Here is a 23,611-nt window from a genome sequence, read left to right on the forward strand (position 1 = left end):
GGGGGAGCGAGTGGGGCGCGCGCAGGGCCGGCAGCGCGCCCGGAGCGGGGGTCCGGCCCCGGCGTGCGCCGGGACCGGAGGCCATCGCCAGCCTACTTCTCGACGAAGACGTATTCGACACCGGCGGGCGCAACGGCCTGTTCCACGCGCTGGCTGTCGGCGGCGTCGCCGATGAACAGCACGCGCACGCCGTCCATGCTGCCCTTGGGCACGTTCTCGAACGCCGCGACCACCATGTCCGCGACACGGTTGGAATCGGCACCGGCATAGGCGAGCAGATTGCCGCGGATGATGCCGCGCGCGACGTCCGTCTGCGCCTTCTCGCTCAGGCGCTCGAACTGGGCGTCGAAATCGGCGACGGCATCGTCCGGCACCAGGTAGATGTAGGGCTGGTTCTGGATGCCCTCCATGTGCCGGGGCACCAGGTCCTGGAGGTAGGCGCGCCACTGCGCCGAATCGCCGTTGGCCGGGGCGGTGAGCGGCGCGCGCTCGACCTGCTCCGGGGCGTCGTCCTTCTGGCAGGCGGCCAGCGGCAGCGCGAGACTGGCCGCGAGCAGCACGCGGGTGATGATCTGCATGGTGTTCCTCCCCGGGTTTGGTGTGGTTGTCATGTCGATTCAAGCATCGGTGCGCCGCCATTCGGCCTGCAGCGCTTCGGCCACCGCCGCCGGCACGAATGCGGACACATCGCCGCCGAGGCGGGAGATCTCGCGGACCAGCGAAGAGGATATGAAGCCGTATTGTTCCGCCGGCGTGAGGAACAGCGTCTCGACCTCGGGGATGAGATGCCGGTTCATGCTCGCCAGCTGGAACTCGTATTCGAAGTCCGACACCGCGCGCAACCCGCGCAACAGCACCCCGGCACCGAGGTCGCGCACGAAATGCGCCAGCAGGGAGTCGAATCCGCGCACCTCGACGTTGCCGTAGCCGGCCAGCGCATCGCACGCCAGGCGTACGCGCAGGTCCAGATCCAGGGTGGGCCCCTTGGCCGGGCTTGCGGCCACGCCGACGATGATCTTCTCGAACAGTGGCGCGGCGCGGTCGACCAGGTCGACATGGCCGTTGGTGATCGGATCGAAGGTACCGGGATAGACCGCGATGCGGGTGCGGGCCACGCTCATGGATGGGTCCGTGGTCGGAAGGGCCGGGACAGCGCCGGCAAGTGTATCAGCGTCATGCCTGCGCCCGCGGTGCGCGCCGGTAGAGCGCGTGATGCGCGTCGCGGCTGCGGCCCTCGCGGTGCGGCACCCAGCCTTCGCCGGCGGCAACGCCGGCCGGACCGGGCGACTCCAGGTACAGCCACGCGCCATCGGCCAGCCAGGGCGCCAGTGCGTCGAGTGCCGGCCGCCACAGCTGCGCCGCGAACGGCGGGTCCAGGAGCGCCAGGTCGAAGCGGCCGTGCAGCGGTGCGCGCAGCAGCGCCAGGGCATCGGCGCGGACGACCCGCGCCTGGTCGCCGGCGTGCAGCCGCGCCACGGTCTCCTCGAGCGCCTGCGCCAGGCGCGGGTCGCGCTCGACCAGCAGCGCCTCGCGCGCGCCGCGCGACAGCGCTTCCAGGCCCAGCGCGCCGGTGCCGGCGAACAGGTCCAGCACGCGCGCGCCCGGCAGCATCGGCTGCAGCCAGTTGAACAGGGTCTCGCGGGCGCGGTCGGAGGTCGGGCGCAGCCCGGGCGCATCCGGCACCGGCAGGCGGGTGCCGCGCCAGCGACCGCCGATGATGCGCACGCGGCCCGGCACGGCGCCCATCAACGGTTCCTCGTGAGAGGCCGCGTCGGCGAAGTCGTCATGGGCTGCGGTGCTAACATGCCGCCATTCTCCCCCATCCGCGATTTCCCGACCGCATGGTCAGCTGGTTCCGACGCGACAAACCCGAACCGGCCCGGCCGGACGACAGCAGGCGGCGCCTGAGCATCGAGGAACTCGCCGCTGCGTTTCCTGACAGTCGTGCCCCCGAGCGTGGCGCACCCGGCAGCGGCGCCCCCGCCAGCACGGCGCGCGCGCCGGCAGCGGAGCCCGACCGCCCCGACGGGTCGCCCGCCGGTACCGCCGCCACCGCACCGGAGCGGCCCACTCCGCCTGAGGATCCGCCGGCGCCCGCCGTCGCTCCCACGGCACCCGTACCGGCACCGCCGATCGAGGACCGCGCGGCCGCGATCGCCGCCGCGGCCGCTGCATCGCGCGCCGCCGCGGCGGAAGCGGCGGCCGCGGCGCCGGGGCGCGCCGGCTGGCGCGAGCGCCTGGGCGGCACCGGCTTCGCCCGCAGCCTCGGCGGGCTGTTCGCGCGCAACCCGAAGCTCGACGACGACCTGCTCGACGAGATCGAGACCGCCCTGCTCACCGCCGACGTCGGCGTCGCCGCCACTACCGGACTGGTCGAAGGCATGCGCAGACGCATGAAGGCGCGCCAGTTCGCCGATGCCGCGGCGCTGCTGGCGGCGCTGCGCGACGAACTGGTCGCGCTGCTGCGGCCGGTGGCGAGGCCGCTGGAGATCGACGCCGGCGCCAGGCCCTTCGTGATTCTCACCGTCGGGGTCAACGGGGTCGGCAAGACCACCACCATCGGCAAGCTCGCCAGGCGCTACCGCGACGAGGGCCGCAGCCTGATGCTGGCCGCCGGCGACACCTTTCGCGCCGCCGCGGTGGCGCAACTGCAGGCCTGGGGCGAGCGCAACGACGTGCCGGTGGTCGCGCAGGGCCAGGACGCCGATGCCGCCTCGGTGGCCTTCGATGCGCTGCAGTCGGCGCGGGCGCGCGGCTGCGAGGTGCTGATCGCCGATACCGCCGGGCGGCTGCACACCCAACAGGGCCTGATGGCCGAGCTGGGGAAGATCAAGCGCGTGCTCGGCAAGATCGATCCTGCCGCGCCGCACGAGGTGCTCATGGTGGTGGACGGCACCACCGGCCAGAACGCGGTTTCGCAGCTGCGCCAGTTCCATGCCGCCGCCGGAGTCACCGGACTGGTGGTGACCAAGCTCGACGGCACCGCCAAGGGCGGCGTGGTGTTCGCGCTGGCGCGCGAGTTCGGTATTCCGATCCGCTTCGCCGGCATCGGCGAGCGCCCCGAGGACCTGCGCGTGTTCGACCCCGAGGCCTTCGTCGACGCCCTGCTGCCCGAGTCGCTGGGCGGGTGAAACGCCGCGGCGCGATCGCGCTGCTGACGGCCGCGGCGCTGCTGCTGGTGGCGCTGCTCGCGCTGCGCCTGGCGCTGCGGCCGGAATTCCTCGGTCCGCACATCCTGGCGCTGGCCGGCGAGGCGCTGGACCTGCGGATCGAGGCCGAATCGTTCGACTACCGGCTGCGCGGCACCCCGCAGCTGGTCGCCCGCGATGTGGTCGCGCGCAGCCGCGACGGCACCGACACCCTGCTGACCGCGGACCGCGTGCTGGTGTCCCTGCCCTGGTCGACGCTGCGCTCGCGCGGCGCCGAGCTGGTGATCGAGCGCATCGAGCTGGATGCTCCGGTCGCCGACCTGGCCGCGCTGCAGCGCTGGTGGGCGGCGCGGCCGCCCGGCGACGGCCGTCTTCCGACCTTGAGCAACGGGTTGTCTGTGGCCGGCGGCAGGCTGCTGGGCGACGGCTGGCTGGTGCGCGATCTCGCGCTCGAGCTGCCCTCGTTCGCGCCCGGCCGCCGCGTGCGCGCGCACCTGCGCGGCCGCTACGTCGCGGGCACCCTGCAGGCGCCGTTCGACCTGCACGCCGCGATGACCCGGCCGGCGGAAGATGCCGGAGTGGGTCTTGCCGGCGCCATATCGCCGGCCGCCGAGGGCTGGCGGCTGCCCTCGGCGCTGGTGCTGTCGACGCGCCTGGCGCCGGCGCACGCCGCGGGCGGCATGCGCCTGCAGCGCCTGCGGCTGTCGATGCGCAGCCGCTACCTGTCGGGCGCGGTGGTCGAGCCGTTCGTGCTCGGGCTGGCGGCCGAGGGCGCGGTGGCCGAGGGCGCCTTGTCGCTGCGGCCCGCGGCGCTGGTGCTGCGCGGCGGGGGGCTGGTGCCCCGCCTGCGCGCGCGCGGCGCGATCGGGCTCGGCACGGCGCTGGCGCTCCAGCTGGAAGGCGAACTGGCGCGCTGGCCGGAGGCGTGGCCGGCGCTGCCGCCGCCGGTCGGCGGCTCGGCTTCGCCGCTGCCGTTCACGCTGGCGTACCGCGGCGGCATGTCGCTGGAGGATCCGCTGGCGCTGCGGCTCGAGCGCGACGACACCCGGTTCGACGCCCGGCTGCGCGTGTCCGAGATCGCCTCCTGGGCCGATTCGTTGGAAACGGGCTCGCCGCTGCCGCCGCTCTCCGGACGGCTGACCGCGCCGCGCCTCGAGATCTCCGGCGCGGTGCTGCACGGGGTCGAGGTGGAGTTCGAGGACGACACGATCCCGGTGCCGGACGAGGTGCCATGACGGGGCCCGGCGATCCCGGCTTCGCGGCGCGCCTGCTGGCGTGGTTCGACACCAACGGCCGCCACGACCTGCCCTGGCAGCACCCGCGCACGCCGTACCGGGTGTGGCTGTCGGAGATCATGCTGCAGCAGACCCAGGTGACGGTCGCCGCACCCTACTTCGAGCGCTTCGTCGCCGCGCTGCCGGACCTGCCGGCGCTGGCGGCGGCGCCGCTGGACCGGGTGCTCGCGCTATGGTCGGGACTCGGCTACTACGCCCGCGCGCGCCACCTGCACGCCGCCGCCCGGGCGTGCGTGGCGCGGCACGGCGGCGAGCTGCCGCGCGACTTCGCCGCGCTCGTCGCCCTGCCCGGCATCGGCCGCAGCACCGCCGGCGCGATCCTTGCCCAGGCCTGGGGCGAGCGTTTCCCGATCCTCGACGGCAACGTCAGACGGGTGTTGTGCCGCTGGCACGGGGTCGCCGGCTGGCCTGGGCTGCCGGCGGTCGAGAAGCGGCTCTGGCAGCTGGCCGAAGCGCACCTGCCGGGGACGCGACTGGCCGACTACACCCAGGCGCAGATGGACTTCGGGGCCACCCTGTGCACCCGCCACGCGCCGGCCTGCCTGCTGTGCCCGGTGCGCGGGGGTTGCGTGGCGCTGCGCGAGGGCCGGGTGGAGGAGCTGCCCACCCCGAAGCCCGGCCGCACGCTGCCCGAGCGCGAGGCGATCGTGCTGCAGCTCCACGACGCGCAGGGGCGCGTGCTGCTGCAGCGGCGCCCGCCCATCGGCATCTGGGCCTCGCTGTGGTCGCTGCCCGAGGCGCCGGACCACGGAGCCGCCCGCGACTGGTTCGAGGGCCATCTCGAGGGCGACTACGCCGGCGGCGAGGCGCTGGATCCGGTGGCGCATGCCTTCACCCATTACCGCCTGCGGATCCTGCCGCGGCGCTGGCGCACGGTCGCGCCGCGGGCCGCAGTGCGCGACAATGACGAACTGCGCTGGGTGGCGCCGGACCAGTTCGGCACCCTCGGCATTCCGGCACCGATCCGCCGGCTGCTGCTCGCTGGAGGCGAACGATGACCCGCACCGTGTTCTGCCAGTACGAACAGCGCGAGGCCGAGGGCCTGGATTTCGTGCCGTGGCCGGGCGAACTCGGCAAGCGCATCCACGCCGGCATCGGCCAGGCTGCGTGGGCCGCCTGGCTCGCGCACCAGACCATGCTGATCAACGAGAACCGGCTCTCTCCGCTCAACCCGGAGCACCGCGCCCTGCTCGAGAAGGAGATGGAGAAGTTCCTGTTCGAGGGCGGCGCCGAGCGGCCGCCGGGTTACGTACCCGAGGGCGCCGGCCCGGGCTGAGCCCGTTCGCCCGCACCCTCCTCGCGGTTCTGGCGCTCGGCTTCGCGGATCGCCCCCACGTCCAACGGGCGGATCTCGCGGATCGTGCAAGGGATCTCGATCGAGCTGCCGCCCAGCGCCACCACCTTGTCGAAGCGCGCGTGCACCCGATTCATGTTGCTGGTCAGCGAGATCGCGTGGGCGAAAGGCAGATCCGGGCACGGCCCGTGCAGTTCCAGCAGCCAGGCTTCGCGCGGCCGGGTCCATACTGCCACCGCGCTGTCGCCCAGCGGCGTCCAACCGTTGATCTGGCCGAAGAACCGGAAATCGGGAACCGGCTCGCCTGCATGGTCCCGGTACATCTCCAGCTTCTCCGCATCGCGCATGCCGGTGCTGGCGCAGGCGGCGAGACCCAGCGCAGCCAGCAGGACCGGAAGCAGCGACTTGAAGGGCGTGATGGATTTCATGGATGGCTCCAGAATGTACCTGCCCCGAGGATGCCCCCCCGGCGGTGCACGGCGTGTCATAGCGCGGATTTCGGTTCAGCCCCTATCCTGCTTGCCGCCCGCCGCCCCGCCCCGTATCATGCCGCCCTCGCACGCGGCCCGGCCGCAGCGCATCACCCGGCCGGGTAGCTCAGTTGGTAGAGCAGGGGATTGAAAATCCCCGTGTCGGCGGTTCGATTCCGTCCCCGGCCACCATGCGGTGAAGAAGCTTCAGCAAAGAGGCCGCGAGCGATCGCGGCCTTTCGCGTTTCCGCCCGCGACGGCTCGCGACAGCCCGTTGCCGGCGCCTCAGCCGCCCTGCTCCGCGATCCACGCGTCCACCGCGCGCTCGACCACCGCCAGCGGCAGCGCGCCATTGCCCAGCACCAGGTCGTGGAACGCGCGGATGTCGAAGTCGTCGCCCAGGCGCCGGCGCGCGCGTTCGCGCAGTTCGACCAGCTTCAGGTGCCCGATCTTGTAGGAGCTGGCCTGGCCCGGCTGCACCAGGTAGCGGTGAACCTCGGTTCGCGCCTCGGCCTCGCCCATCCCGGTCTTGTCGCGCAGGTAGGCGATCGCGCGTTCCGGCGGCCAGCGCTTGCGGTGCAGGCCGGTATCGAGCACCAGCCGCACCGCGCGGAACATCTCCGCCTGCAGCCTTCCGAGGTCGCCCAGCGGATCGTCGCGATAGGCGCCCTGCTCGGCCATCAGCTGCTCGGCATAGAGCGCCCAGCCTTCCGAGAACGCGCTCGGGTTGAGGCTGCGGCGCAGCGTCGGCAGTTCGTCCATGGTCTGCGCCAGGGCGATCTGGAAATGGTGGCCGGGCGCGCCCTCGTGATAGACCAGGGTCGGCAGGCTCCAGCGCGGCATGTCCATGCTGCCGAGGTTGATGAAGAAGGTGCCCGGGCGCGAGCCGTCCATCGCCGGCGGGAAGTAGTAGCCGCCCGGCGAGGCGTCCTGTGCATACTCGGGCACCGGGCGCACCTCCAGCGGCTGGCTGGGGATGCGGCCGAACAGCTCCGGGAACGCGGGTTCGGCGCGGTCCAGGATCGCCCGAACCTCGGCCAGCAGCGCGTCGCGTCCGGCCTGCGAATCCTCGAACCGGTGCGCGGGATCCCCGGCCAGGAGATCCAGCCGTGCGACCAGACTGCCCTGCTCCAGCCCCTGGCCGCGCAGGATCGCGTCCATCTCCGTCTCGATCCGGGCCACCTCGGCCAGGCCGATCCTGTGTACCTGTTCCGGGTCCAGCTCGGTGCTGGTGTACCAGCGCAGCGCCGCGTCGTAGTAGGCATCCCCCTCCGGCACCGCCCACAGCCCGTGGCTGTGCGGCTGCTCCGCCAGCGCCTCCTCGACGCGCGCCAGCAGGCGCGCGTAGCCGGGATTGGTCGATTCGCGCACCGCCTCGGCGGCCGACTCGAGCAGGTGACTCCGCAAGGACGGGTCGATCCCGTCGACGGCGTCGAGCCGGCGCGCCAGCGACCCGACGAAGACGCTGTCGGCCGCCGAGGGCCGCAGCAGCTCGCGCATCTGGCTGGCGGCCCCCTCCAGCGCCACCCGCGGCGGGACCACGCCGTGGGCCGCCTGCATGTCGAAGTTCGCGATCAGCTGGTCGAGCTTGGCGCCCGACGCCCGCAGCCGCGCGATGTACTGGCTGCGCCGGCCTCGTCGGTCACCGCATGGGTGTTGTCCATGAAGCGCGGAAGCATCGTGGCCACGCCGAACAGGTGGTCGACGGCGTACACGCCGGAGGAAAGCTGCAGCCACGCGGGCGCCCAGTCGAACGAGAGCAGTTCGACCTGGCGCAGGTAGAACCAGCGCGCGAAATCGTGGCTCCAGCGTTCCTGGCCTTCCAGGGCGTCGCGGTCCCACCGCTCGATTTCCTCCAGCGATGCCCGCAGCTCGGCGCGCAGCGCCTCGCGCCGGGCCAGCGAGATGTCGGTCAGGCGGGCGTTGCTCGCGGCGTCGCCGGCGCCGAGCATGCTGGCCACTTCGGGATCGGCGGCCACCGCCCTGTCGAACTGCGCTTCCATCGCCGCATGCAGCCCGCCCTCCGCGGCAAGCGCCGGCGGCCCGGCGAGCAGGGCGAGGCCCAGGGCGAGCGTTTTGATCAGCTTTCTGGGCATTCGGGGTTCCATGCGGCGACCTGGGGTGGATTGTCCACACCGCAGCAAACCTTTGCATGGGCCGGATGGCCATCGCGCGCCCGGCACGGGCTTGCCACCTGCCGCGCAGGGCGGGATGCTGCGGGCAACCGACCACAAGGAGCGAAGGGATGGCCAAGTCGACATGGGCCGCGTTTCCGCACGACGCCAGCCGGTTCGCCTATTCGGGCGAGGCGCTGAGAAAGGTCTGGCCGAAGCTGCACGCCGGCGACTGCGAGCCCTGGCCCGACGAGAAGCGCGCCCAGGCGCTGCTGAAGGCGGCGGGCGCCGCGGCTCCGGCCGGGCTGGACGCGAAGGCATTGGCCGGCAGCCTGCAGGAAGCCTGGCGCGCGTTCCATCGGGGCGACTTCCGGGCGGCCTTCGAGGCCGGCGAGCAGCTCGGGCCGGTCGGGGCTTCGGTGGCGGTGAAGGCGCTCGGTATCCACGCGACCCACCTGGTCGCGAACGACGCCGAAAGGCTCAGGCGCTTCGAGCGTGCCGCGCAGATCGCCCAGGCCGCGGTGACGGCGCTGCCCGGCGAGGCCAACAGCCACTACGGCCATGCCTTCGCGCTTGGCCGCCACAGCCAGGGGCTGAGCATCGCCAAGGCGCTCAAGCAGGGGATCGCCGGCAAGGTCCGGGCGGCGCTGGACGCGGCGCTGGAACTGGCGCCCAGGCACGCCGAGGCGCACATCGCCCTGGCGCTGTTCCATGGCGAGATCATCGGCAAGGTCGGCGCCATGATCGGCGGGCTGACCTATGGCGCCAAGGCCGCCGAGGCCGAATCGCACATCGCCACCGCGCTGCGCCTGACCCCGGCCTCGCCGATCGTCCATATCGAGCACGGCAACCTGCTGATGCTGCTGCACGGCGAACGGCAGGAGCACGCCGCCGCCGCGGCCTACGAGAAGGCGGCCGCGATCGAGCCACGCGACGCCATGGAGGCCCTGGACGCGGCCTATGCCCGCGACCAGCTGGAATGACCGGTCCGCCGGGCCGCTTGTCCCGCCCCGGCGGCGCCCGTAAACTACGCGGCCCGGCCAGCGCCCCCAAGCGCCCGGCTCCGGCAACGGGCGGTTAGCTCAGCGGTAGAGCATTGCCTTCACACGGCAAGGGTCGCAGGTTCGATCCCTGCACCGCCCACCAGCGAAATCAAGCACTTAGGCCACCGCGTAGTGGCCTTTGTCGTTTCTGTCCTGCATGCGTCCTGCACGGCACTTTTGCTTTTCGGGAGAACCCCTCACGACTGCAGATTGGCCAATTTGTGCTACTTTGAATTGCACCCCGGTGCCCATATCATCGAGGAAGCCATGAAATCCGTCTCTTCTCGTGCAAGCTACAATGAGCGAGTAATGGATCGCCTATTTTCGTCGTCAGCGCGTGCGCACGACACGGCCTCCAAAGTTCTTACGGCCCGCTCGTCTGCCGGCGGACGCTTTGTGTCCTTCGGACTGACACTGAGTACAGACAAGAGCAAGAGAAAGGAAGCTACGAGCACAGGCCGCAAGCCGCCCAAAGCGCGCTGACGTGTGAACATCACAGGGAACGTGATCCTAGGCCTTCTGTATCTTGTGCCAGGTGTGCTTTTTGTAGCCGGGCTGTCCAGGCTTTATACGACTCGCACACCGTCCTTGTTTGACGGGCAGATCAGCCTTGGCATAGTCGGCTCAGTAGTGGCAGCAATCGCAATGCACAGCTTGTGCATTGCGATTGCAAACGTCATAACTCCCTATCTTGGTATCCCTGCGCCGGATGCTAGCCAAGCCATCTCTTTGCTTCTAAGCGATTCGCGCTCAGATCGCGTCGAACAGCTCATTAACGACGCCGGCAGAACTTGGCGCTATGTAAGCGCCTACTTCATCTTTGCCTCCATTTCCGCATTCATTCTTGGCAAGTGTGCGAATCGCCTGATAAAACTCAATCGTCGCGCGAACTGGTATGACCTGCTAAGGGACGAAGATGCGGATTTTATATGGCTCACCACAGACATCGATGTCGGCGGTGACACATACTTGTACGCTGGCATGGTAAAGGACTTCAAAATAGCAAGTGACGGAGAACTTGAGCGCGTAGTACTGCTTGGTGCTGTTAGGCGCCCGATTAGGCGCCCTAGCCAGAGCGAAATTGACGAACATCGCGAATCGTACAACGAGCGCGGATGGATTGAGATTCCAGGAGAGTACGTCATTCTAAGAATGTCGGAAGCTCGAACTATAAATATAGATTACTGGTACTTGGAACAAGAACGCGAAGACCCCGAATCTGCATCGAACCAACCTAGTAACGACGACGCTCGCAGTTAACTTTTTTCGAGAAGACAACCATGCGAACTGAAGATGCGCAAGCTGTTATTACCTTAGCCACGCACATCTCACGAGGTTGTCCCTTTTATTGCGGAAGGTCGCGGATGATCGGTGGCGAAGAATTTGAAGAAGGAATCAACCACCTGATTTCAGAACATGGGTGCACACTACTCCACGTAGGCACAGACACCACGCATGCGGGGGATGGCAGCTTGTGGCACGCCACACTCGCGGCACTTGCTTCTCCAACTCCATTACCAGAACCGCCTAGAGTTGAGTTCAAAATCCTAGGTGTTGCACCGCCCGGTCGCACGGAGAAATAGCACATGGCGCTGACGACGTACGCAAATATTGCACGTGATATTTTTGTCGCGCTAGCAAGCAAAGGCAAAGCCGACAAACAAACCCTTGACAACCTTGCCGAATACTCATTCAAAGCGGCGCAAGTATTTGTTGATCAAGCTAAATTGATAAATAGCAAAGCACAGCAGCAGGAATAAAATAAAACGCCCCCGGTGCTTGGCAGGCTCACCGGGGGCGCAGTGCCAACTTGGCCCCGGCCAACTTGGACTTGGCGCAGTTTCGCGGGTCTCACGCCGCCTCTGCTGGTGCGGTTTTCTAAGGGGCGGCACTCACACCTGATCCGCCAGCAGCCGGGATGAACACGCGCGCGGCCCGGCTGCCCTCACTCCGCGCTTACTCGTTGCGCACCACCGTCAATTGCGGCGGAACCTTCGTAGCGAACTTGTTGCCACCACGCGCAATGGTGCGGGCCTTGTCCTTCGCCTTTTCTTTCTTGCCCGTCTCGCCCATGCGTGCGTGCTTATAGGGAAGCAGCTGTTTCGCAGCGTCCGCGCGCATCGCAATAGGCAACTCCGCGTGGTTCATCACGTCTTCCAGAAACGCCACCGGGTCGGCGTACTTGGCGCGCGGCATCTTAGGCGTGTTGCTAGGCTTGGCGTCCACGGCGGGCGTGTTCTTGCCAGCAGCCTTCAGCGCCGCACGGATCGCGGGTTCACGCATGAGCCGGTCGCCGGCCTGCGCCGCACCGTTCGGCGAGTACCCAGCAGCCAACGCAGCAGCCTTGTTCGTGCATCCGGCAATCTTGTTTGACACAAACTGCCGTTGTCTTTCGTTGAGTTGCTTCATAGTTGTTGAACCTTCAAGCGGTTTTTAGTCTCTGCGTGAGGGAACGGGCGGTCTAGGCGTCAACCAGCTGCCAGTGATTTCCCGTCAACTGGCATCCGGTACGTTGACGGCTTCAACGCGCCGCTGCGGTAGGTTCTCCAACCGGCGCACTTCCTCCACGTCCAGCCAACCCGCGTCAATGCCGGACTTATAGAACTCGCTGCGTTCCTTGGGCTGCGCGCGTAGAAGGCCGTCCACGGCATGTTCCGCGTAATAGCGTTGACGCGCGATCGGACCCAGCAGTGCGCGGGAAATGCCTTCCTCCCACATGGTCAACCAGCGCTGCAGGCTGAAGCGCACGAACTGCTGGCCCAGCTCGTTGACGTTGTTGTAAGACGCCTGTTCCAGGGTCTGCACAAGGATGGGCGGCACGCGGAACAGCCGGCAAATCTCCGTCACGCTGAAGTTCATGGCGCCGATCCACTCGGCGTCCTCGTTGGACAGGCCAACCGTCTGCCACTTCATGTTGCGCGGAAGAATGAGCGTCTTACCCGCGTTGGCAGGACTCGCGTACTGCGTCAGCCGCGAGTGCATCGAGGCCAGCTGTTCCGTGGTCAGATCGCGCTGGCCTTCGTTGGTGATGATCGATGCAGGCCGCGCGCCACGACCAAACACGCCCGCACCATGCGCACGCAGCGACAGGGACAGGCCCAGGGTTTCGCGAGCAATGGCGATACGGGACTTGCCCACGATGCTGCCGGGGTCCGTACGGTCGCGCAGGTGCAGCACTTCATCTTGCAGCAGCCGGACCAGCTGGCCGTTGTCGTCCGTGTAATCATAGCGATGCCGACCGCTATCCAGTCGCACGATGGATACGCGCTGCGGGTGCAGCGGCTGCAGGCTCACCACTTCCCCCGCCCCGTTGAATTCCTTACGCGCGTAAGCGTTGCCCCACAGCAGCACTGCGGCCGTCTGCGACTCGCGGAACTCCATCCCCGTCTGCTGCTCGTTCGGGCGCTCCAACAGCCGGGACAGCCAATGGCCGTCCGCGCGCTCGCGGTAGCCTTCGTCCGTGCGGCGGTACGTGTGCAGCGGCAGGCAGGCCGTGGACTCGCTCAACGCCTGCACGCACGCGTACACGGTGCTGATGCTCTCCGCCGACTTGGCGTCAACATAGGCGCCGGCCGTGGTGTTGTTGCCGCCGTTCGCCAGCGCGTCCCATGAGGGATCGGCGGCGCGCTGTTCCGTGTGGCCACGTAGCATGTTCCAGATATTCATTGCGTCAACTCCTAGCGGCAGGTGTCGAGCCAGTACCGCATGAGTGCCAGTTGGCTTTGCGGCTGCAGGCTGCGCAGGTGTACTTCGGTGTCCGGGTACGCGGGCCGGCTCTGAACAATCGACACTTCGTCCAGGTCCACATTTCGCAGTTCGCGCGTGTTGCCCGTCCAGTAGTCGCCACCCTTGGGCACGTTGAAGGCGAAGGAACATCCGCCCAGGTCGCCACGCTCGGCCAACGCCGCCAAGTCGCGGCCCGCTTGTGTGTCGGGCAGTTCCAGCGCGAACGCAAGGCCGGTTGCATCCTCTGCCAGCGTGAGCGTCCCGCTACGGGTGCGGCCCAGCACCCGGCTGGTGTCGTGGTCGGACAACGCGAGGATGTCACGCCCCGCGGACAGCGAAGCCGCGAACGCACCGCGCCGGATAACTTCGGTGAAGTCTCCGATTCGCGTGGGGTTGTCAAACTTGGCGATGTAGCCGGCCAGCTTGCGGCCGTTGACGGTAACGCCCGCCGTGGCGCGTTTCTCGATCATGGGGAGGGCTCCAAAGGTGCAGCCCGCCGCGTGGACGGGCTACACGTTGCGGGCTGTTACAGCGTGAGGTCGGACGCGACCACGAACGCCTGCGGATGCCGCACCGCCACGTCCACCGTGGACATGGCGCGCACCAGCACCCCGCCCCGCCCGTAAGCCGGCTGCGCGTAGGGGTTAACGAGAATGTCAATCTCGCTCCACACACCCAGCAGCACCTGCGACCAATCGCCCAGGATCGCCACGCCCGTATCCGGGTCCGCGTCCACGTCTGCCACCTGGTTGGTGCTGTAGGACTGCACGCCAGCAATCTTGCCGTCATCGCCCATGAGGTAGATGCCGGTTCCGTTGGACTTCTCGGTGCCGGCGAACTTGCTGGCAACGGTCGGATTGAACAGCCAGGACGTGGCGTCGGCGTTGGCGATGTCCGCCTTGGCCTTCATCGCCAGCACGTTCGCCCAATTGAGCGTGGCGAGGTTGGCGGTCTGGATGCCGGCCGTGGACAGCACGCCATTCGGTTCGTTCGCGCCGCCGCCCTTGATCAACGCCGAATCAATGGCCTGCGCCAGCACCGCGGCGAAGTCATCGCGCACCAGCTGTTCCACGTCCGGGCTGGACTGCATGATGAGCTGGCGGCTCAACTCGGTGACCCCGCCGGCATGCTTTGGCGACAGCGTGACGCTGGCCGGGTCGATGTTGCTATCCGGCACGGAAGCGTTCTCGGCCACCCAGCCCACGGAGACGCCCGCACCGTGCTTGGGGATGACCACGTTGCCGTGCAGGCCGGACAACACCCGCACGCCCAGGCGCCGGGCCAGCAGACGGTTGCGAAGCGGCTGGATGTACAGGTCGGCCCGGTGATCGGTCGGCACCAGTTCCCCGGCGCTGGTCGTGGTGTTGACGCGACGTTCCAGCGCGGACATGGGGACGAACACGCCCTGCGCCTTGCGGCCGGTGCGGCGCTCTGTCTCCTGCGCGTATTCCAGTTCCGGGCCGGACAGCGAGCGGCCTTCCACCCCGGCCTGCAGCACGCGCAACAGCGAGACGCGGCCTTCCAGCGCGGCGATGGTGTCGCCACCGTTGCCGTTGACCACGGTGGTGCCGGCGGCGCGGCGCTCCTGGTCGTCCACGAACTGTTGCCGGGACTCGGCCGCTTCCAGGTCGGTGATTTCGGCCTTGATGGCGTCGAACTTGGACGCTTCGTCGGCGTTGAGTTGGCGCTTTTCGGTTTCGGCCTTCGCCAGCAGCGCGCGGGCTTCGGCGGTCTTGGCAGCTTTGCGCTGCCGGATTTCTGCGAGGGTCATTGCAATGGCTCCGGGTTGTGTTGGGACAGTCCCGGTTCGCTATTCAATGCGGTTGCGGCTGGATGTAAAGCAAGTTCGGACGTGACTTGCAGCGATTCGTGGCGACGCTCCAACCCATACGCCGCGAGTGTCCAATTGCGCGAAACGTGGCGTTGATGACGTTAACGGCTTCAATGGCGGGAAGGTGCCCACACACTGTGTCCACCCTGTCCAGTGTGTCCAGTAGGTCCAGTTCCTACGCGTTGACGGCTTCAACGAACGTTGGCGCCTTCAAAACTGGACACACTGGACACACTGGACAGGATGGACCGTGTGTGTGTCACAGCGGAAATTCACGCCCCCGGTAGCGGCGGAGTTTTCAGCTGGTGGTCCATCTTGGACAGCAGCGTGTACAACTTCCCAGCCTTGATGATTTCACCAGCGCCCACCATGCGCCCCAGGCGTTTGTAAAGCGTGTCCAGCTTCACCGGGGTGTCCAGTGCGGCGTGGATGTCCCGGGACGTGCCTACGCCTCCCAGGTCCGCCAGGGCCTTCAAAACGTCATTCCGTTCGTCGCTCCGTCTTATGTCGTAGGAATTGCCAACGCATACCCAACCGCCATCCTTCAACGTTCGCAGCGCCAGTTCCTGCGGTTCTTTGATGTCTCGGCCGTTGACGACTAGTTCTGCCTCCATGTTGCCGTTGGCCCGCGAAAGGATCAGGTAATTGTCCACGCCGCCAACTAGCCCCTGCGTGCCGCTGATCTTGTCCATAGGATCACCGGCGGTCATTTTTCGGGTATGGCTAACGATGACGATTGCCACCGGGAACTCACGCACCAATGGCTTCAACATTTCGCCAACGGCGTAATCGGCCATGTATGCGCTGCGGCGGCCGGGGTCCGGATCGCGGAAGCTAGCGAGTGTGTCTATCACGATCATTCGCGCCCGTGGATGCTCCGTTAACCACTCGCGCAGCTTGACAACGCCAGCTTCAGCCCGCGGCCACTCGGTGTCGTAGAAGAAGCCGTTTAGTGAAGTGTCCGCCGGAAAGGTCTTCAGCAGCCCGGCGATTCGCTCCTGCAATCTGCGGTCGGCACCTTCCAGGTCCAGGTATAGCGTATCGCCTTGCTTCTCAGGCTCGCGCCCATGCCAAAGCGGCACGCCCGCAGCCACCGCGATGCAAGCCTGCAGCACTAGCCACGACTTGCCGGACTTGGGGGCAGCGCTTAGGATCGCCGTTCCCTGAGGGATGAGGCCATGCAATGCCCACTGCACAGGTGCGAACGCGCGCTGCATGAGTGCGGCGCCGCTTCGCACGTTGATATCTACAGGCGCAGGCAGGGGCGGCGGCTCCGGCTGCTGGTACACGGTGCTGCATGCCGCACAAGCGTTGGCGACCGTCATGGACAGATAGGTACGATGGTCACGCCACTTGGAACGCACCATGCCGCTGCGCCACAGCAGCCGTTCCATGCGCTCGCTGTCGCAGCCAGTCCAGAACGCCAAGTGCGACGCTAGCGCAGCATCATTGTTACTGTTCTTTTCAGCCTGCCCGTCCCAAAGCTGTTGCGGCGACACCTTGCCGCCAAACGCTACGGCTGCACTGACACGCGCCGCCAGCATGCGACGTATCAGTTCATCGTCATCGGCAGGGCCGCGCCATTCCGGCCTGCGCTCGCCGCTGACCGTCGCCACGGTGCGCGGCGGGAAGAACTCCGTCACCAGCCTGCCAAGATCATGCGCACTGTCCATGCTGCCCGCAGGCTCAGCATCGATGTTCAGCGCAATGCCCCGCTCCGACGTATAGAACTCCAAGTGCATCGCATCATTGCGGCTGCTATGCAGCACCGGCGCGACCAGTCGGCCAACGATGTGCAGCCCCCTGCGGCTGCTACTCCACTCCACGAACGCGCCGGGGAACATCGCCAGCAACTGCTGCGCTCTCGCGTCCGGGGTGTAGTCTGCGGCTAGCGCATCAATGTCGAGAAAGAACAGGCCGCTTTCAGCCGTCAGCCACAGCCCCACGGTCGCCAGCTGACCGCCTGCGCGCAACCGTATTGTTTCGGCATGCGCCTGCGGGTATGTCATGCCTGCAGCTGCGGGCGATCCAACTGGCCGTTTATCGTACTTGCCGCGCTCGGCGTTCCACGTCAATAGATAGACAAAGAAACGACAACTCGCCGCCACGCTGCCAAGCGCGGATTCAAATGCGTTCAAAGGATGCCCCCAAAGTTGATGTGATCGACGCCCCCTGCCAAAGGGTCGATTCGGGGCCTAGGGAAAGATTGCTAGCAACTCGTGCGCGTTAAAAAGGTGCGCAGCCTTTGCTTGCGGGTCACTCTCGCAACAACTGAACATATAGAAGATCACGACCGTTTCAAGCAATGGATGCGGGTTTGGCTCCATATGCACTGCGCCGACCCGCCGGCTCACCCAGCACCACGCGGAACTGTGCAGAAGCTGCAATTCCCGGTGCGTGCGCCCCGGATAGCGCATCCGCATGTGAACGGCCACTAAGGTGCTAAGAGTCGGAATCCGCATTGCTGCAAGCCCTCCCCACGTACAGCAGCGTGTCGATCCCCAGCCGCAGCAACTTTTTGTCGCCAGTGTCCACCATGTAGCAATGGCGGAAGTGCAGCGCGGCCACGCCGAGCCGCACCCAATCCGGCATCCCGCTGGCATAGCGCGTCGCGTATTCGTTCGCCAGTTGCTTCGCGTAGCTCAATGAGCCCTCGCACGTTGGACCGCGGTAGCGCCGACGGAAGGCCGCTTCGTCATGCTCGGTGATGAAATTCATTGCAGGTTTCTCCCTGCACGCCACTTAGCGATTTCCGTACTGCAATCCCGGGCCACCTGTTCCAGGTCGCCGCCGCACATGAGAGCGTCCAGCAGCATCGCGGCCACCTTACGGGCCTCGTCGGGAACTTCGCTGCTATCCGGCTCGCAACCAAACAGCAGGAACACGCGCAGTTCCGCGTTGCCGACTGCGTAGGCCAGGGCCGTAGCGGGATGCGTGCGCAGTTCGTCGCGCAGCTGTTCGACGATGGTTCCGCGCCACAGAGTCATGCGCGTGCCCTCCGCCGTTGGCGTTCCGCCTTCGCCCGCTCGGGGGTGCGGCGCTGCGTGATGTCCCGCGCCATGTAACGCACGGGCCTGCCGGCGTCGCTTTCTGACGCCAGGAACGTCAGCCACTTTTGCGCGGCGGCAGGCGTGGCGAAGCGCTTGCGCCCCACCACGACCGTTGCTAGATCGCCGCATGCGATGGCGCGATCTACGTTGCTAAGCGACTGTCCGGTGATCGCCGGCAGTTCCAGCCGGCTGTACATGAGTTTGTTCATTTGCTATGCCTCGTGACGTGTTGTCGCAAGGTCGCGACGTGGGCACAGCTTGGAACGGAAGAACGAAACTAACGGAGGGCTGTTTCGTTTCTTATTTGGCGCACGTAGGCAGGCGTGCAGCCGAATTTCTTCGCGAGAGTCGAGGCCATCTTGTGGGCCTCACCGTCATACCTACGTATCGCATCCACAATGCGCGGACGCAGTTCCTTACCGGCACTTTCCTGCTTTCTGCGTTCCGCACCTTTCCTGCCGCCCGCCCTCACCTTGCAACGGGCATCGTGAAGCGGCTGAAGTTGCAGCAGTCCGTGCAGCCGGTCTGCAATCTCAAACAGCGTTTGTCCGGCATCCATCACGCGCGCAAACTCTACACTTTCGGAGCCCTTGCCGTAGGCGTCGAGCAACAGCGACAAGCAACGCTCGCGGGCATCGTTCGCGCGCTGCACAAGTTCCGGCGCAACCCTCGCACCGTCACGCGCTGCCTGTATCGTCGCGTCAATCTCGTCCAGTTTGATACCGCGAGCCGCGAACAAGTAGACGCGTAACGTTTTCTCGCATTCTTCGCGCGTGCGCGTCATAGGAACTCCACTGCTGCGAGCTTTTCGCGCGCTGCACCTTGCACCAAATGGCCGTAGTGTTTTTCGATCATCGCCAGCGATGTGCCGGCCAACTTCGCCACGGTCAGCAGGTCCATGCCGCCCACGATGGCATCCGTAATCCAGCAATGCCGCAACGTGTACAGCACAACGGCGTCCGATAGCTCAGCCTTTCGCGCAGCGTCCTTCACCGGCTCGCGCCAATCGTGTGGGCGCCACGGTGCACCGCCGTTGGTGAACAGATGTGCCGCCGGCAACTTGTCCTTCGCCAGCCGATCCAACAGGGTCTGCGCGGCAGGCGACAGCGGGACGGTGCGTGCATGTCCTTTTGTGCGAAACGTCACCGTGCCATGGCGTGCGTCATAGTCACACCGCAGCACCGCCGCGGGATCGCCCGGGCGGCAACCTGTCAATGCGACGCACTCCATGAGGTCGCGCACGTCCGGCGTAGCGTTCGCCAGCAGCGCGCGCCGCTGTTGCCGGTCTATGTACAGGTCGCGGCGACTCCCGACCTTTTCGTATGGCTTGACGTTGGCCCACTCGATCACGCGATCCGGCGTCACCTTGCGGCGCGACACGGCCCGGTTGAGCGCGGCCACCAGCACCGTGCGCATCCGGTTCACGCTGGCCTTGGTCAACGGCTTGGCCTGCGGTGGTCGCCCCTTCTTGGTCGGCAGTTCGGCCAACTCGCCCCGCTCCACCCGGTCCCGCCAGCCCTCCACGTCATCCTGCGTCAGCTTGGACAGCCGGACTTTGCCGATCCGGTCGGCGTACACGGTGCGCTCAAAACGCCGTTCAGCGTCGTCGCCCGTGGCCTTGCGGCCCTCCTTCCGCAGCCCGGCGACGTACTCCCGGCAGGCGTCCGCCACCGTGTCCGGCGCAGCCTTGGGGGTCGGTGCGCCATGCTCTGCCACCTGCGCCAGCAGCATGCGCGATTGCGTCCGGGCCATGTCCAGCGTCATGACCGGGAATGCCCCGATGATTCGCTCTTGACCACGCCCCCAGGTGATCGCCCAGGCTTTGGCCCCCGTGGCGTTCACACGCAGCAGCAGCCCCGGCACCCTGGCATCGCGCAGGCGGTACAGCCTGCCCGTAGCCTTGGCGTCCTTGACGCTCTTTTCCGTCAGCGCTTCCCGTGTGACCCTAGGCAAAGGTCGTCTCCGTCCTGCAACCGTCCTGCAAATTACAGGAAAACGTGACGCGTCGCAAAGAGTAGCCACCTAGCAAATTCAATAAGTTATGTTCAACCCGTTGAATCTGAAGCCATCTTTCGCGCCTTCACACGGCAAGGGTCGCAGGTTCGATCCCTGCACCGCCCACCACGTCGGCCCCTGCCTCCGCAGGGGTTCTTCGTTTCCGGCCCCTGTAGGAGCGTGCCATGCACGCGAAAGCCGGCACGGTTGCCCACCCCCCGGCGCGGCCTACCGGCCTGAGCCTCCCACGGACTCGCGCCACGAGCCGCTGCTGCGGGTCTGCAGGCCGGCCGCACGCCGCCTCAGCGCTCCACCCCCGCCTCCGCCAGCATCGCCTCGATGCGCACCTCCACGTGGGTGGCGTCCTCGGGCAGGACGGCGCCGTCCACGAGCGGGTCGGCCTCTTCGCCGAATGCCGCCCAGAAGTCCTCCTCGTCGGCGTAGTCGTCGAGCAGCGCGGGCAGCTTGCGCTGCAGATCGTCGAGCCGGGCATCGAGTTCCTGCCGGTCCATGTGACCTCCTCGGGTTGTGCGTCGACCGTTAAAGTGTGGGAACGCGGCGTTGCCCCGGCGTGAAGCGGTGTCGCGCCGCCCCGACCCGGCCGCTGCAGCGCTGTCGGCTTTTTCCTACGTCACGACCCCGCCTTTCCCGACTGTGCCGGCACCGCCGGCGGCGCATCCTCTCGCCACGCCCCGGCAGCACGGCCCATGCCACGGCAACGGATGCCGCTCAGCAACGGAACCAGGCCGCGACCATGAGCAAGTCGATCCGCTGGGCTGGGGCGCCTCTTTCCGAGGACAGCGGAATGGAACGCATATTGATCGCCGTGGAACCCGACGAGGGCGGCTGGCGCATCCAGCTCGCCGGCATCGTCATCGCCCGCAACCTGGACAAGGTGGTGGCCATCGACAAGGCGGCGGACCTGGCGCGCGAGCGCCATGCCGCCACCGGCACGCCCACCGGCGTGCACGTGCGGATGACCTGCGGCGACGGCGTGATGGTGGGGCTGAACGGATGAGCCGGCAGCCGCCGCCGCACGGCCATCGCCCCTTCACAGCACGTCCCGACGCAGGAAGTGAACCGGCTATTCCCCCGTCAACCGCAGGCGCAGCTTCTCCAGCCCAGCTCGGTGAGGTCGGCGAAATCACGCAGTCGAGGCGACAAGTCCCGGGCTGCGGAACGCGGCGACGGGTGCGGCCGGGCGTGTACGGCTGAACGTTGCATCACGCGTTGGTGCGGCCGTGGTCGACGGCGGATCGCTCGGCCCCGCGTCAGCGGACCGGCACGTCGAAGGCGAGATCCGGCGAGGGGTCCGGCTCGAACCCGTAGTGCCACCACTCGCGCTCGTAGTTGCGGAAGCCGTGCCGCTCCATGGCGGCGCGCAGGCGATGGCGATTGCGCCGTTGCGCCTCGCTGACCTCCGGGCTGTCGGTATGGGCGAGCGGATCGAAAAAGTCGAAGGCGGTGCCCATGTCCAGCGGCGTGCAGTGCCGCCCGGACGCGTCGCAGCGCAGCAGCGTCAGGTCGAGCGTGGCGCCGCGGCTATGGCCGGAGCGCTCGGCGATGTAGCCGTCATCGACGAGTTCGCCCTTGTCCAGGTTCGGATAGTGTTCCGCCTTGGTGCGCAGGTCGCCCGCGTCCTGCACCCAGCGCATGAAGTGCCGCACCGCGCGCACCGGCCGGTAGCAGTCGTAGATCAGCAGGCGCAATCCCTGCGGGCGCAGATCCGCCTCCACCCGCTGCAGCGCTTCGGCCACCGGCCGCAGCAGATAGCAGCGCGGCGCCTGGTAGCCGTCGACCGGTGCGCCGACGAAATTGTCGCCGCCGGCATAGCGGATGTCCTGGCGGATGTCCGGCACCAGGCGGTCGATCGCGACCAACCCCGCCTCCTCCGCCGTGCGCGCCGGCGACACCGCCGGACCGTCCGCGACGGCCGCGCCCGCCGTCGGCAGCAGGAGCGCGACCAGCGAGATGCGCCAGCGGGACGGCAGCGCCTTCATGGGCAGTCGCCGACGCGCACGAAGGCGAGATCCTCGTAGTCGTAGCTGAAATCCGCCTGCGGATCGACCTTCGCCATGGCCAGTGTCGGCGGCTTGTCCGCAGTGTCCGCCTCGGCGAATGCCAGCCAGGCCTCTGCATCGACGCTCACCTCGTCCCAATCCACCAGCAGGCGCTCGCCAACCCGCATGACCGTGCCGCTCAGCATCGGCGACCTGGCTGCGGCGAAGCGCACGACATCGCCGCGCCGGCAGACCGACGCCTCGCCGAACCACGGATCCTGGTACACGCCGAGCCACGGCTTCATGCCGCCGATGCTCGCGGCCTGCCGCGACGACGTGTCCGGCGCCGAGGTGCTGCCGTCTTTTCTGTCCGCCGCCGCTTCGGCGGCGATGACGCCGGCGTAGTAGTCGACCGTGCGATCCGTCGCCTCCGGCGCGGTGAAGCGCTTCGACAGCGCCTGCACCAGTGCGCTGCGCGCATTCGAACCGCCGCCGTTCATCAGCACGACGAAGCCGACACCGAGTTCCGGCAGCAGGGTGACCGCCGAATACATGCCCGACAGCGTGCCTGTATGCGAGACCTTGAGCCTGCCGTCGGCATCGTTGAGCCGCCAGCCGTATCCGTAGGCGTGGAAGTGGGCGCCGTCCCATTCACGCAGGCGCCGCCCGAGGGGCATCGGCGTGTGCGCGGTCCACAGCGCCTCGCGCTGCTCCCGGGACAGCCACGGCGCCCCATCGACCAGTCCGGACCGCTCCGGCTGCAGCCACATCGTGATCCAGCGCAGCATGTCGTCGAGACTGCAGCGGATCCCGCCCGCCGCCGCCATCGGCACCGCCGCCACCACCTCACCGTCCTCGCGCACCGGCACGTTGCGGCCGTCGATGCGAAGATGCGGCTGCGCCATGTCGCCCACCTCGTCGCGCCGCCACTCGCCGACCCGGCAGCGTTCGAGGCCGAGCGGCTCGAACAGCTCGCTGCGCAGCAGCGCCTCGTACGACTGGGCGCCGGCCGCCGCCGCGGCGACCTCGCCGGCGACGATGTACAGCGTGTTGTCGTAGGCGTAGCGCGAACGGAAGCTGTAGATGGGCTTCAGGTGCGCCATGCCGGCGATCACGTCCTCGCGGGTGAACAGGTTCGGCTCCGGCCACAGCATCAGGTCGCCGGCGCCGGCGCCCAGGCCGCTGTTGTGGATCAGCAGGTCGCGCACCTGGATCTCGCGGGTGACCCACGGGTCGTGCATGCGGAAGTCCGGCAGGTGCTTGATCACCGGATCGTCCCAGGCGAGTTTTCCCTGGTCCACCAACCGCGCCAGCAGCGCGGTGGTCATCGCCTTGCTGTTGGAGGCGATCTTGAACAGCGTTGCCGGCGTGACCGGCTCGCCGCCGCCCGCGCGCAGTTCGCCCGCGGTCCGCACGTAGACGACCTCTCCGTCCTCGACCACCCCAACCGCCAGGCCAGGCAGTTCGAAGCGCGCGACGGCAGCATCGACGTCTGCATCGATCGCCGCCTGGAGCGTCTCTGCGCCCGACGGCCCACGGGCGGCCGCCATGGGCATCGTCTGCGCCAGAAGCAGCGCCGCCATGCACAGGCGGCCGAGGGCCGCGCCCCGCTTCGCTTTTCCGCGGGGCGCGGGGTGCGGCCGC

At 67.6% G+C, this 23,611-nt stretch carries 27 protein-coding genes and 2 tRNA genes; 10 read left to right on the plus strand and 19 right to left on the minus strand.

Annotated elements, in window-relative coordinates; all coding sequences use genetic code 11:
• Positions 1-92: 92 nt before the first annotated feature.
• From QFW77_RS15130 to rsmD, 3 genes are read right to left on the minus strand one after another with little or no spacing between them, the layout of a single operon-like run.
• Complete coding sequence (locus QFW77_RS15130; RefSeq protein WP_280575620.1) at positions 93-578, minus strand: hypothetical protein; 486 nt, start codon at positions 576-578, stop codon at positions 93-95.
• A 39-nt stretch (positions 579-617) separates the two neighbouring features.
• Complete coding sequence (gene coaD, locus QFW77_RS15135; protein ID WP_280575621.1) at positions 618-1,121, minus strand: pantetheine-phosphate adenylyltransferase; 504 nt, start codon at positions 1,119-1,121, stop codon at positions 618-620.
• A 52-nt stretch (positions 1,122-1,173) separates the two neighbouring features.
• On the minus strand, positions 1,174-1,746 hold the full coding sequence (rsmD, locus tag QFW77_RS15140; RefSeq protein ID WP_280575622.1) for a 16S rRNA (guanine(966)-N(2))-methyltransferase RsmD: 573 nt from the start codon (positions 1,744-1,746) through the stop codon (positions 1,174-1,176).
• A gap of 95 nt (positions 1,747-1,841) precedes the next feature.
• On the opposite strand from rsmD, the gene ftsY reads away from it, so the two are divergent.
• Genes ftsY through QFW77_RS15160 form a run of 4 tightly spaced genes read left to right on the plus strand, consistent with a single transcriptional unit; the run spans position 1,842 to position 5,720 of the window.
• Positions 1,842-3,131, plus strand: coding sequence for a signal recognition particle-docking protein FtsY (gene ftsY, locus QFW77_RS15145; protein WP_280575623.1), 1,290 nt, complete (start codon positions 1,842-1,844; stop codon positions 3,129-3,131).
• Positions 3,128-4,384 (plus strand): AsmA family protein, encoded by a 1,257-nt coding sequence (locus QFW77_RS15150; RefSeq protein WP_280575624.1) that lies wholly within the window; start codon positions 3,128-3,130, stop codon positions 4,382-4,384. The genes ftsY and QFW77_RS15150 overlap by 4 nt, the downstream gene beginning before the upstream one ends.
• Positions 4,381-5,442 (plus strand): A/G-specific adenine glycosylase, encoded by a 1,062-nt coding sequence (gene mutY, locus QFW77_RS15155; protein ID WP_280575625.1) that lies wholly within the window; start codon positions 4,381-4,383, stop codon positions 5,440-5,442. The genes QFW77_RS15150 and mutY overlap by 4 nt, the downstream gene beginning before the upstream one ends.
• On the plus strand, positions 5,439-5,720 hold the full coding sequence (locus QFW77_RS15160) for an oxidative damage protection protein (RefSeq protein ID WP_280575626.1): 282 nt from the start codon (positions 5,439-5,441) through the stop codon (positions 5,718-5,720). The genes mutY and QFW77_RS15160 overlap by 4 nt, the downstream gene beginning before the upstream one ends.
• Here the strand turns inward: QFW77_RS15160 and QFW77_RS15165 are convergent.
• On the minus strand, positions 5,690-6,166 hold the full coding sequence (locus QFW77_RS15165; RefSeq protein WP_280575627.1) for a DUF6491 family protein: 477 nt from the start codon (positions 6,164-6,166) through the stop codon (positions 5,690-5,692). The genes QFW77_RS15160 and QFW77_RS15165 overlap by 31 nt on opposite strands.
• 158 nt (positions 6,167-6,324) lie before the next feature.
• Here QFW77_RS15165 and QFW77_RS15170 point away from each other — a divergent pair.
• A tRNA-Phe gene (locus QFW77_RS15170) sits at positions 6,325-6,400 on the plus strand.
• A gap of 93 nt (positions 6,401-6,493) precedes the next feature.
• On the opposite strand, the gene QFW77_RS15175 is transcribed toward QFW77_RS15170, so the two are convergent.
• Complete coding sequence (locus QFW77_RS15175; RefSeq protein ID WP_280575791.1) at positions 6,494-7,825, minus strand: DUF885 domain-containing protein; 1,332 nt, start codon at positions 7,823-7,825, stop codon at positions 6,494-6,496.
• Complete coding sequence (locus QFW77_RS15180; protein ID WP_280575628.1) at positions 7,783-8,304, minus strand: hypothetical protein; 522 nt, start codon at positions 8,302-8,304, stop codon at positions 7,783-7,785. Before QFW77_RS15180 ends, QFW77_RS15175 begins: the two co-directional genes overlap by 43 nt.
• A 149-nt stretch (positions 8,305-8,453) precedes the next feature.
• Between QFW77_RS15180 and QFW77_RS15185 the strand changes: the two genes are divergently transcribed.
• From QFW77_RS15185 to QFW77_RS15200, 4 genes are all read left to right on the plus strand, one after another.
• A complete protein-coding gene (locus tag QFW77_RS15185) occupies positions 8,454-9,305 on the plus strand; it encodes a hypothetical protein (protein ID WP_280575629.1) in 852 nt (283 codons plus the stop codon).
• A gap of 88 nt (positions 9,306-9,393) precedes the next feature.
• A tRNA-Val gene (locus QFW77_RS15190) sits at positions 9,394-9,468 on the plus strand.
• A gap of 383 nt (positions 9,469-9,851) precedes the next feature.
• Positions 9,852-10,625: a hypothetical protein gene (locus QFW77_RS15195; protein ID WP_280575630.1), complete on the plus strand. Its 774-nt coding sequence runs from the start codon at positions 9,852-9,854 to the stop codon at positions 10,623-10,625.
• 326 nt (positions 10,626-10,951) lie between these two features.
• Positions 10,952-11,125: a hypothetical protein gene (locus QFW77_RS15200; RefSeq protein WP_280575631.1), complete on the plus strand. Its 174-nt coding sequence runs from the start codon at positions 10,952-10,954 to the stop codon at positions 11,123-11,125.
• A gap of 196 nt (positions 11,126-11,321) precedes the next feature.
• Here the strand turns inward: QFW77_RS15200 and QFW77_RS15205 are convergent, their stop codons facing one another.
• The 11 genes from QFW77_RS15205 to QFW77_RS15255 form a co-directional block, all read right to left on the minus strand.
• Positions 11,322-11,774, minus strand: coding sequence for a terminase small subunit (locus QFW77_RS15205; RefSeq protein ID WP_280575632.1), 453 nt, complete (start codon positions 11,772-11,774; stop codon positions 11,322-11,324).
• Between the two features lie 84 nt (positions 11,775-11,858).
• Positions 11,859-13,031 carry a phage portal protein gene (locus tag QFW77_RS15210; protein WP_280575633.1) on the minus strand — a complete coding sequence of 391 codons (1,173 nt, stop codon included), beginning with the start codon at positions 13,029-13,031 and terminating at the stop codon, positions 11,859-11,861.
• An 11-nt stretch (positions 13,032-13,042) separates the two neighbouring features.
• Positions 13,043-13,561: an HK97 family phage prohead protease gene (locus tag QFW77_RS15215; protein ID WP_280575634.1), complete on the minus strand. Its 519-nt coding sequence runs from the start codon at positions 13,559-13,561 to the stop codon at positions 13,043-13,045.
• Between the two features lie 56 nt (positions 13,562-13,617).
• Positions 13,618-14,862, minus strand: coding sequence for a phage major capsid protein (locus tag QFW77_RS15220; RefSeq protein ID WP_280575635.1), 1,245 nt, complete (start codon positions 14,860-14,862; stop codon positions 13,618-13,620).
• Positions 14,863-15,194: 332 nt separating this feature from the next.
• Entirely contained in the window at positions 15,195-17,060 is a 1,866-nt protein-coding gene (locus QFW77_RS15225; RefSeq protein WP_280575637.1) for an AAA family ATPase, read from the minus strand.
• Positions 17,061-17,364: 304 nt separating this feature from the next.
• Positions 17,365-17,640 carry a hypothetical protein gene (locus tag QFW77_RS15230; RefSeq protein ID WP_280575638.1) on the minus strand — a complete coding sequence of 92 codons (276 nt, stop codon included), beginning with the start codon at positions 17,638-17,640 and terminating at the stop codon, positions 17,365-17,367.
• Complete coding sequence (locus QFW77_RS15235; RefSeq protein ID WP_280575639.1) at positions 17,637-17,909, minus strand: hypothetical protein; 273 nt, start codon at positions 17,907-17,909, stop codon at positions 17,637-17,639. The genes QFW77_RS15230 and QFW77_RS15235 overlap by 4 nt, the downstream gene beginning before the upstream one ends.
• A complete protein-coding gene (locus QFW77_RS15240; RefSeq protein ID WP_280575640.1) occupies positions 17,906-18,181 on the minus strand; it encodes a hypothetical protein in 276 nt (91 codons plus the stop codon). The genes QFW77_RS15235 and QFW77_RS15240 overlap by 4 nt, the downstream gene beginning before the upstream one ends.
• 68 nt (positions 18,182-18,249) lie before the next feature.
• Positions 18,250-18,756 carry a hypothetical protein gene (locus QFW77_RS15245; protein WP_280575641.1) on the minus strand — a complete coding sequence of 169 codons (507 nt, stop codon included), beginning with the start codon at positions 18,754-18,756 and terminating at the stop codon, positions 18,250-18,252.
• Positions 18,753-19,925 carry a site-specific integrase gene (locus QFW77_RS15250; protein WP_280575642.1) on the minus strand — a complete coding sequence of 391 codons (1,173 nt, stop codon included), beginning with the start codon at positions 19,923-19,925 and terminating at the stop codon, positions 18,753-18,755. Before QFW77_RS15250 ends, QFW77_RS15245 begins: the two co-directional genes overlap by 4 nt.
• 344 nt (positions 19,926-20,269) lie before the next feature.
• Positions 20,270-20,479 (minus strand): hypothetical protein, encoded by a 210-nt coding sequence (locus QFW77_RS15255; protein WP_280575643.1) that lies wholly within the window; start codon positions 20,477-20,479, stop codon positions 20,270-20,272.
• Between the two features lie 293 nt (positions 20,480-20,772).
• On the opposite strand from QFW77_RS15255, the gene QFW77_RS15260 reads away from it, so the two are divergent.
• Positions 20,773-20,985, plus strand: a complete 213-nt coding sequence (locus QFW77_RS15260) for a hypothetical protein (RefSeq protein ID WP_280575644.1) — start codon at positions 20,773-20,775, stop codon at positions 20,983-20,985.
• Positions 20,986-21,238: 253 nt separating this feature from the next.
• On the opposite strand, the gene QFW77_RS15265 is transcribed toward QFW77_RS15260, so the two are convergent.
• Together QFW77_RS15265 and QFW77_RS15270 are read right to left on the minus strand one after the other, a co-directional pair.
• A complete protein-coding gene (locus QFW77_RS15265; protein WP_280575645.1) occupies positions 21,239-21,967 on the minus strand; it encodes a M15 family metallopeptidase in 729 nt (242 codons plus the stop codon).
• Positions 21,964-23,550, minus strand: coding sequence for a serine hydrolase domain-containing protein (locus QFW77_RS15270; protein ID WP_280575646.1), 1,587 nt, complete (start codon positions 23,548-23,550; stop codon positions 21,964-21,966). Before QFW77_RS15270 ends, QFW77_RS15265 begins: the two co-directional genes overlap by 4 nt.
• Positions 23,551-23,611: the final 61 nt, after the last annotated feature.

Origin of the sequence: Luteimonas endophytica (genome assembly GCF_029887875.1) — a bacterium.
Taxonomy (GTDB): Bacteria; Pseudomonadota; Gammaproteobacteria; order Xanthomonadales; family Xanthomonadaceae; genus Luteimonas; species Luteimonas endophytica.

What these genes read in the sequence shown, in the direction of transcription:
- QFW77_RS15180 (WP_280575628.1), bottom strand. Translation starts at nt 8,304, where the DNA reads ATGCCCAGAAAGCTGATCAAAACGCTCGCCCTGGGCCTCGCCCTGCTC.
- QFW77_RS15210 (WP_280575633.1), bottom strand. Translation starts at nt 13,031, where the DNA reads ATGAATATCTGGAACATGCTACGTGGCCACACGGAACAGCGCGCCGCC.
- ftsY (WP_280575623.1), top strand. Translation starts at nt 1,842, where the DNA reads ATGGTCAGCTGGTTCCGACGCGACAAACCCGAACCGGCCCGGCCGGAC.
- QFW77_RS15185 (WP_280575629.1), top strand. Translation starts at nt 8,454, where the DNA reads ATGGCCAAGTCGACATGGGCCGCGTTTCCGCACGACGCCAGCCGGTTC.
- QFW77_RS15215 (WP_280575634.1), bottom strand. Translation starts at nt 13,561, where the DNA reads ATGATCGAGAAACGCGCCACGGCGGGCGTTACCGTCAACGGCCGCAAG.
- QFW77_RS15200 (WP_280575631.1), top strand. Translation starts at nt 10,952, where the DNA reads ATGGCGCTGACGACGTACGCAAATATTGCACGTGATATTTTTGTCGCG.
- QFW77_RS15230 (WP_280575638.1), bottom strand. Translation starts at nt 17,640, where the DNA reads ATGAATTTCATCACCGAGCATGACGAAGCGGCCTTCCGTCGGCGCTAC.
- QFW77_RS15130 (WP_280575620.1), bottom strand. Translation starts at nt 578, where the DNA reads ATGCAGATCATCACCCGCGTGCTGCTCGCGGCCAGTCTCGCGCTGCCG.
- QFW77_RS15220 (WP_280575635.1), bottom strand. Translation starts at nt 14,862, where the DNA reads ATGACCCTCGCAGAAATCCGGCAGCGCAAAGCTGCCAAGACCGCCGAA.
- QFW77_RS15160 (WP_280575626.1), top strand. Translation starts at nt 5,439, where the DNA reads ATGACCCGCACCGTGTTCTGCCAGTACGAACAGCGCGAGGCCGAGGGC.
- QFW77_RS15235 (WP_280575639.1), bottom strand. Translation starts at nt 17,909, where the DNA reads ATGACTCTGTGGCGCGGAACCATCGTCGAACAGCTGCGCGACGAACTG.
- mutY (WP_280575625.1), top strand. Translation starts at nt 4,381, where the DNA reads ATGACGGGGCCCGGCGATCCCGGCTTCGCGGCGCGCCTGCTGGCGTGG.
- QFW77_RS15205 (WP_280575632.1), bottom strand. Translation starts at nt 11,774, where the DNA reads ATGAAGCAACTCAACGAAAGACAACGGCAGTTTGTGTCAAACAAGATT.
- coaD (WP_280575621.1), bottom strand. Translation starts at nt 1,121, where the DNA reads ATGAGCGTGGCCCGCACCCGCATCGCGGTCTATCCCGGTACCTTCGAT.
- rsmD (WP_280575622.1), bottom strand. Translation starts at nt 1,746, where the DNA reads ATGGGCGCCGTGCCGGGCCGCGTGCGCATCATCGGCGGTCGCTGGCGC.
- QFW77_RS15270 (WP_280575646.1), bottom strand. Translation starts at nt 23,550, where the DNA reads ATGGCGGCGCTGCTTCTGGCGCAGACGATGCCCATGGCGGCCGCCCGT.
- QFW77_RS15265 (WP_280575645.1), bottom strand. Translation starts at nt 21,967, where the DNA reads ATGAAGGCGCTGCCGTCCCGCTGGCGCATCTCGCTGGTCGCGCTCCTG.
- QFW77_RS15165 (WP_280575627.1), bottom strand. Translation starts at nt 6,166, where the DNA reads ATGAAATCCATCACGCCCTTCAAGTCGCTGCTTCCGGTCCTGCTGGCT.
- QFW77_RS15245 (WP_280575641.1), bottom strand. Translation starts at nt 18,756, where the DNA reads ATGACGCGCACGCGCGAAGAATGCGAGAAAACGTTACGCGTCTACTTG.
- QFW77_RS15240 (WP_280575640.1), bottom strand. Translation starts at nt 18,181, where the DNA reads ATGAACAAACTCATGTACAGCCGGCTGGAACTGCCGGCGATCACCGGA.
- QFW77_RS15255 (WP_280575643.1), bottom strand. Translation starts at nt 20,479, where the DNA reads ATGGACCGGCAGGAACTCGATGCCCGGCTCGACGATCTGCAGCGCAAG.
- QFW77_RS15260 (WP_280575644.1), top strand. Translation starts at nt 20,773, where the DNA reads ATGGAACGCATATTGATCGCCGTGGAACCCGACGAGGGCGGCTGGCGC.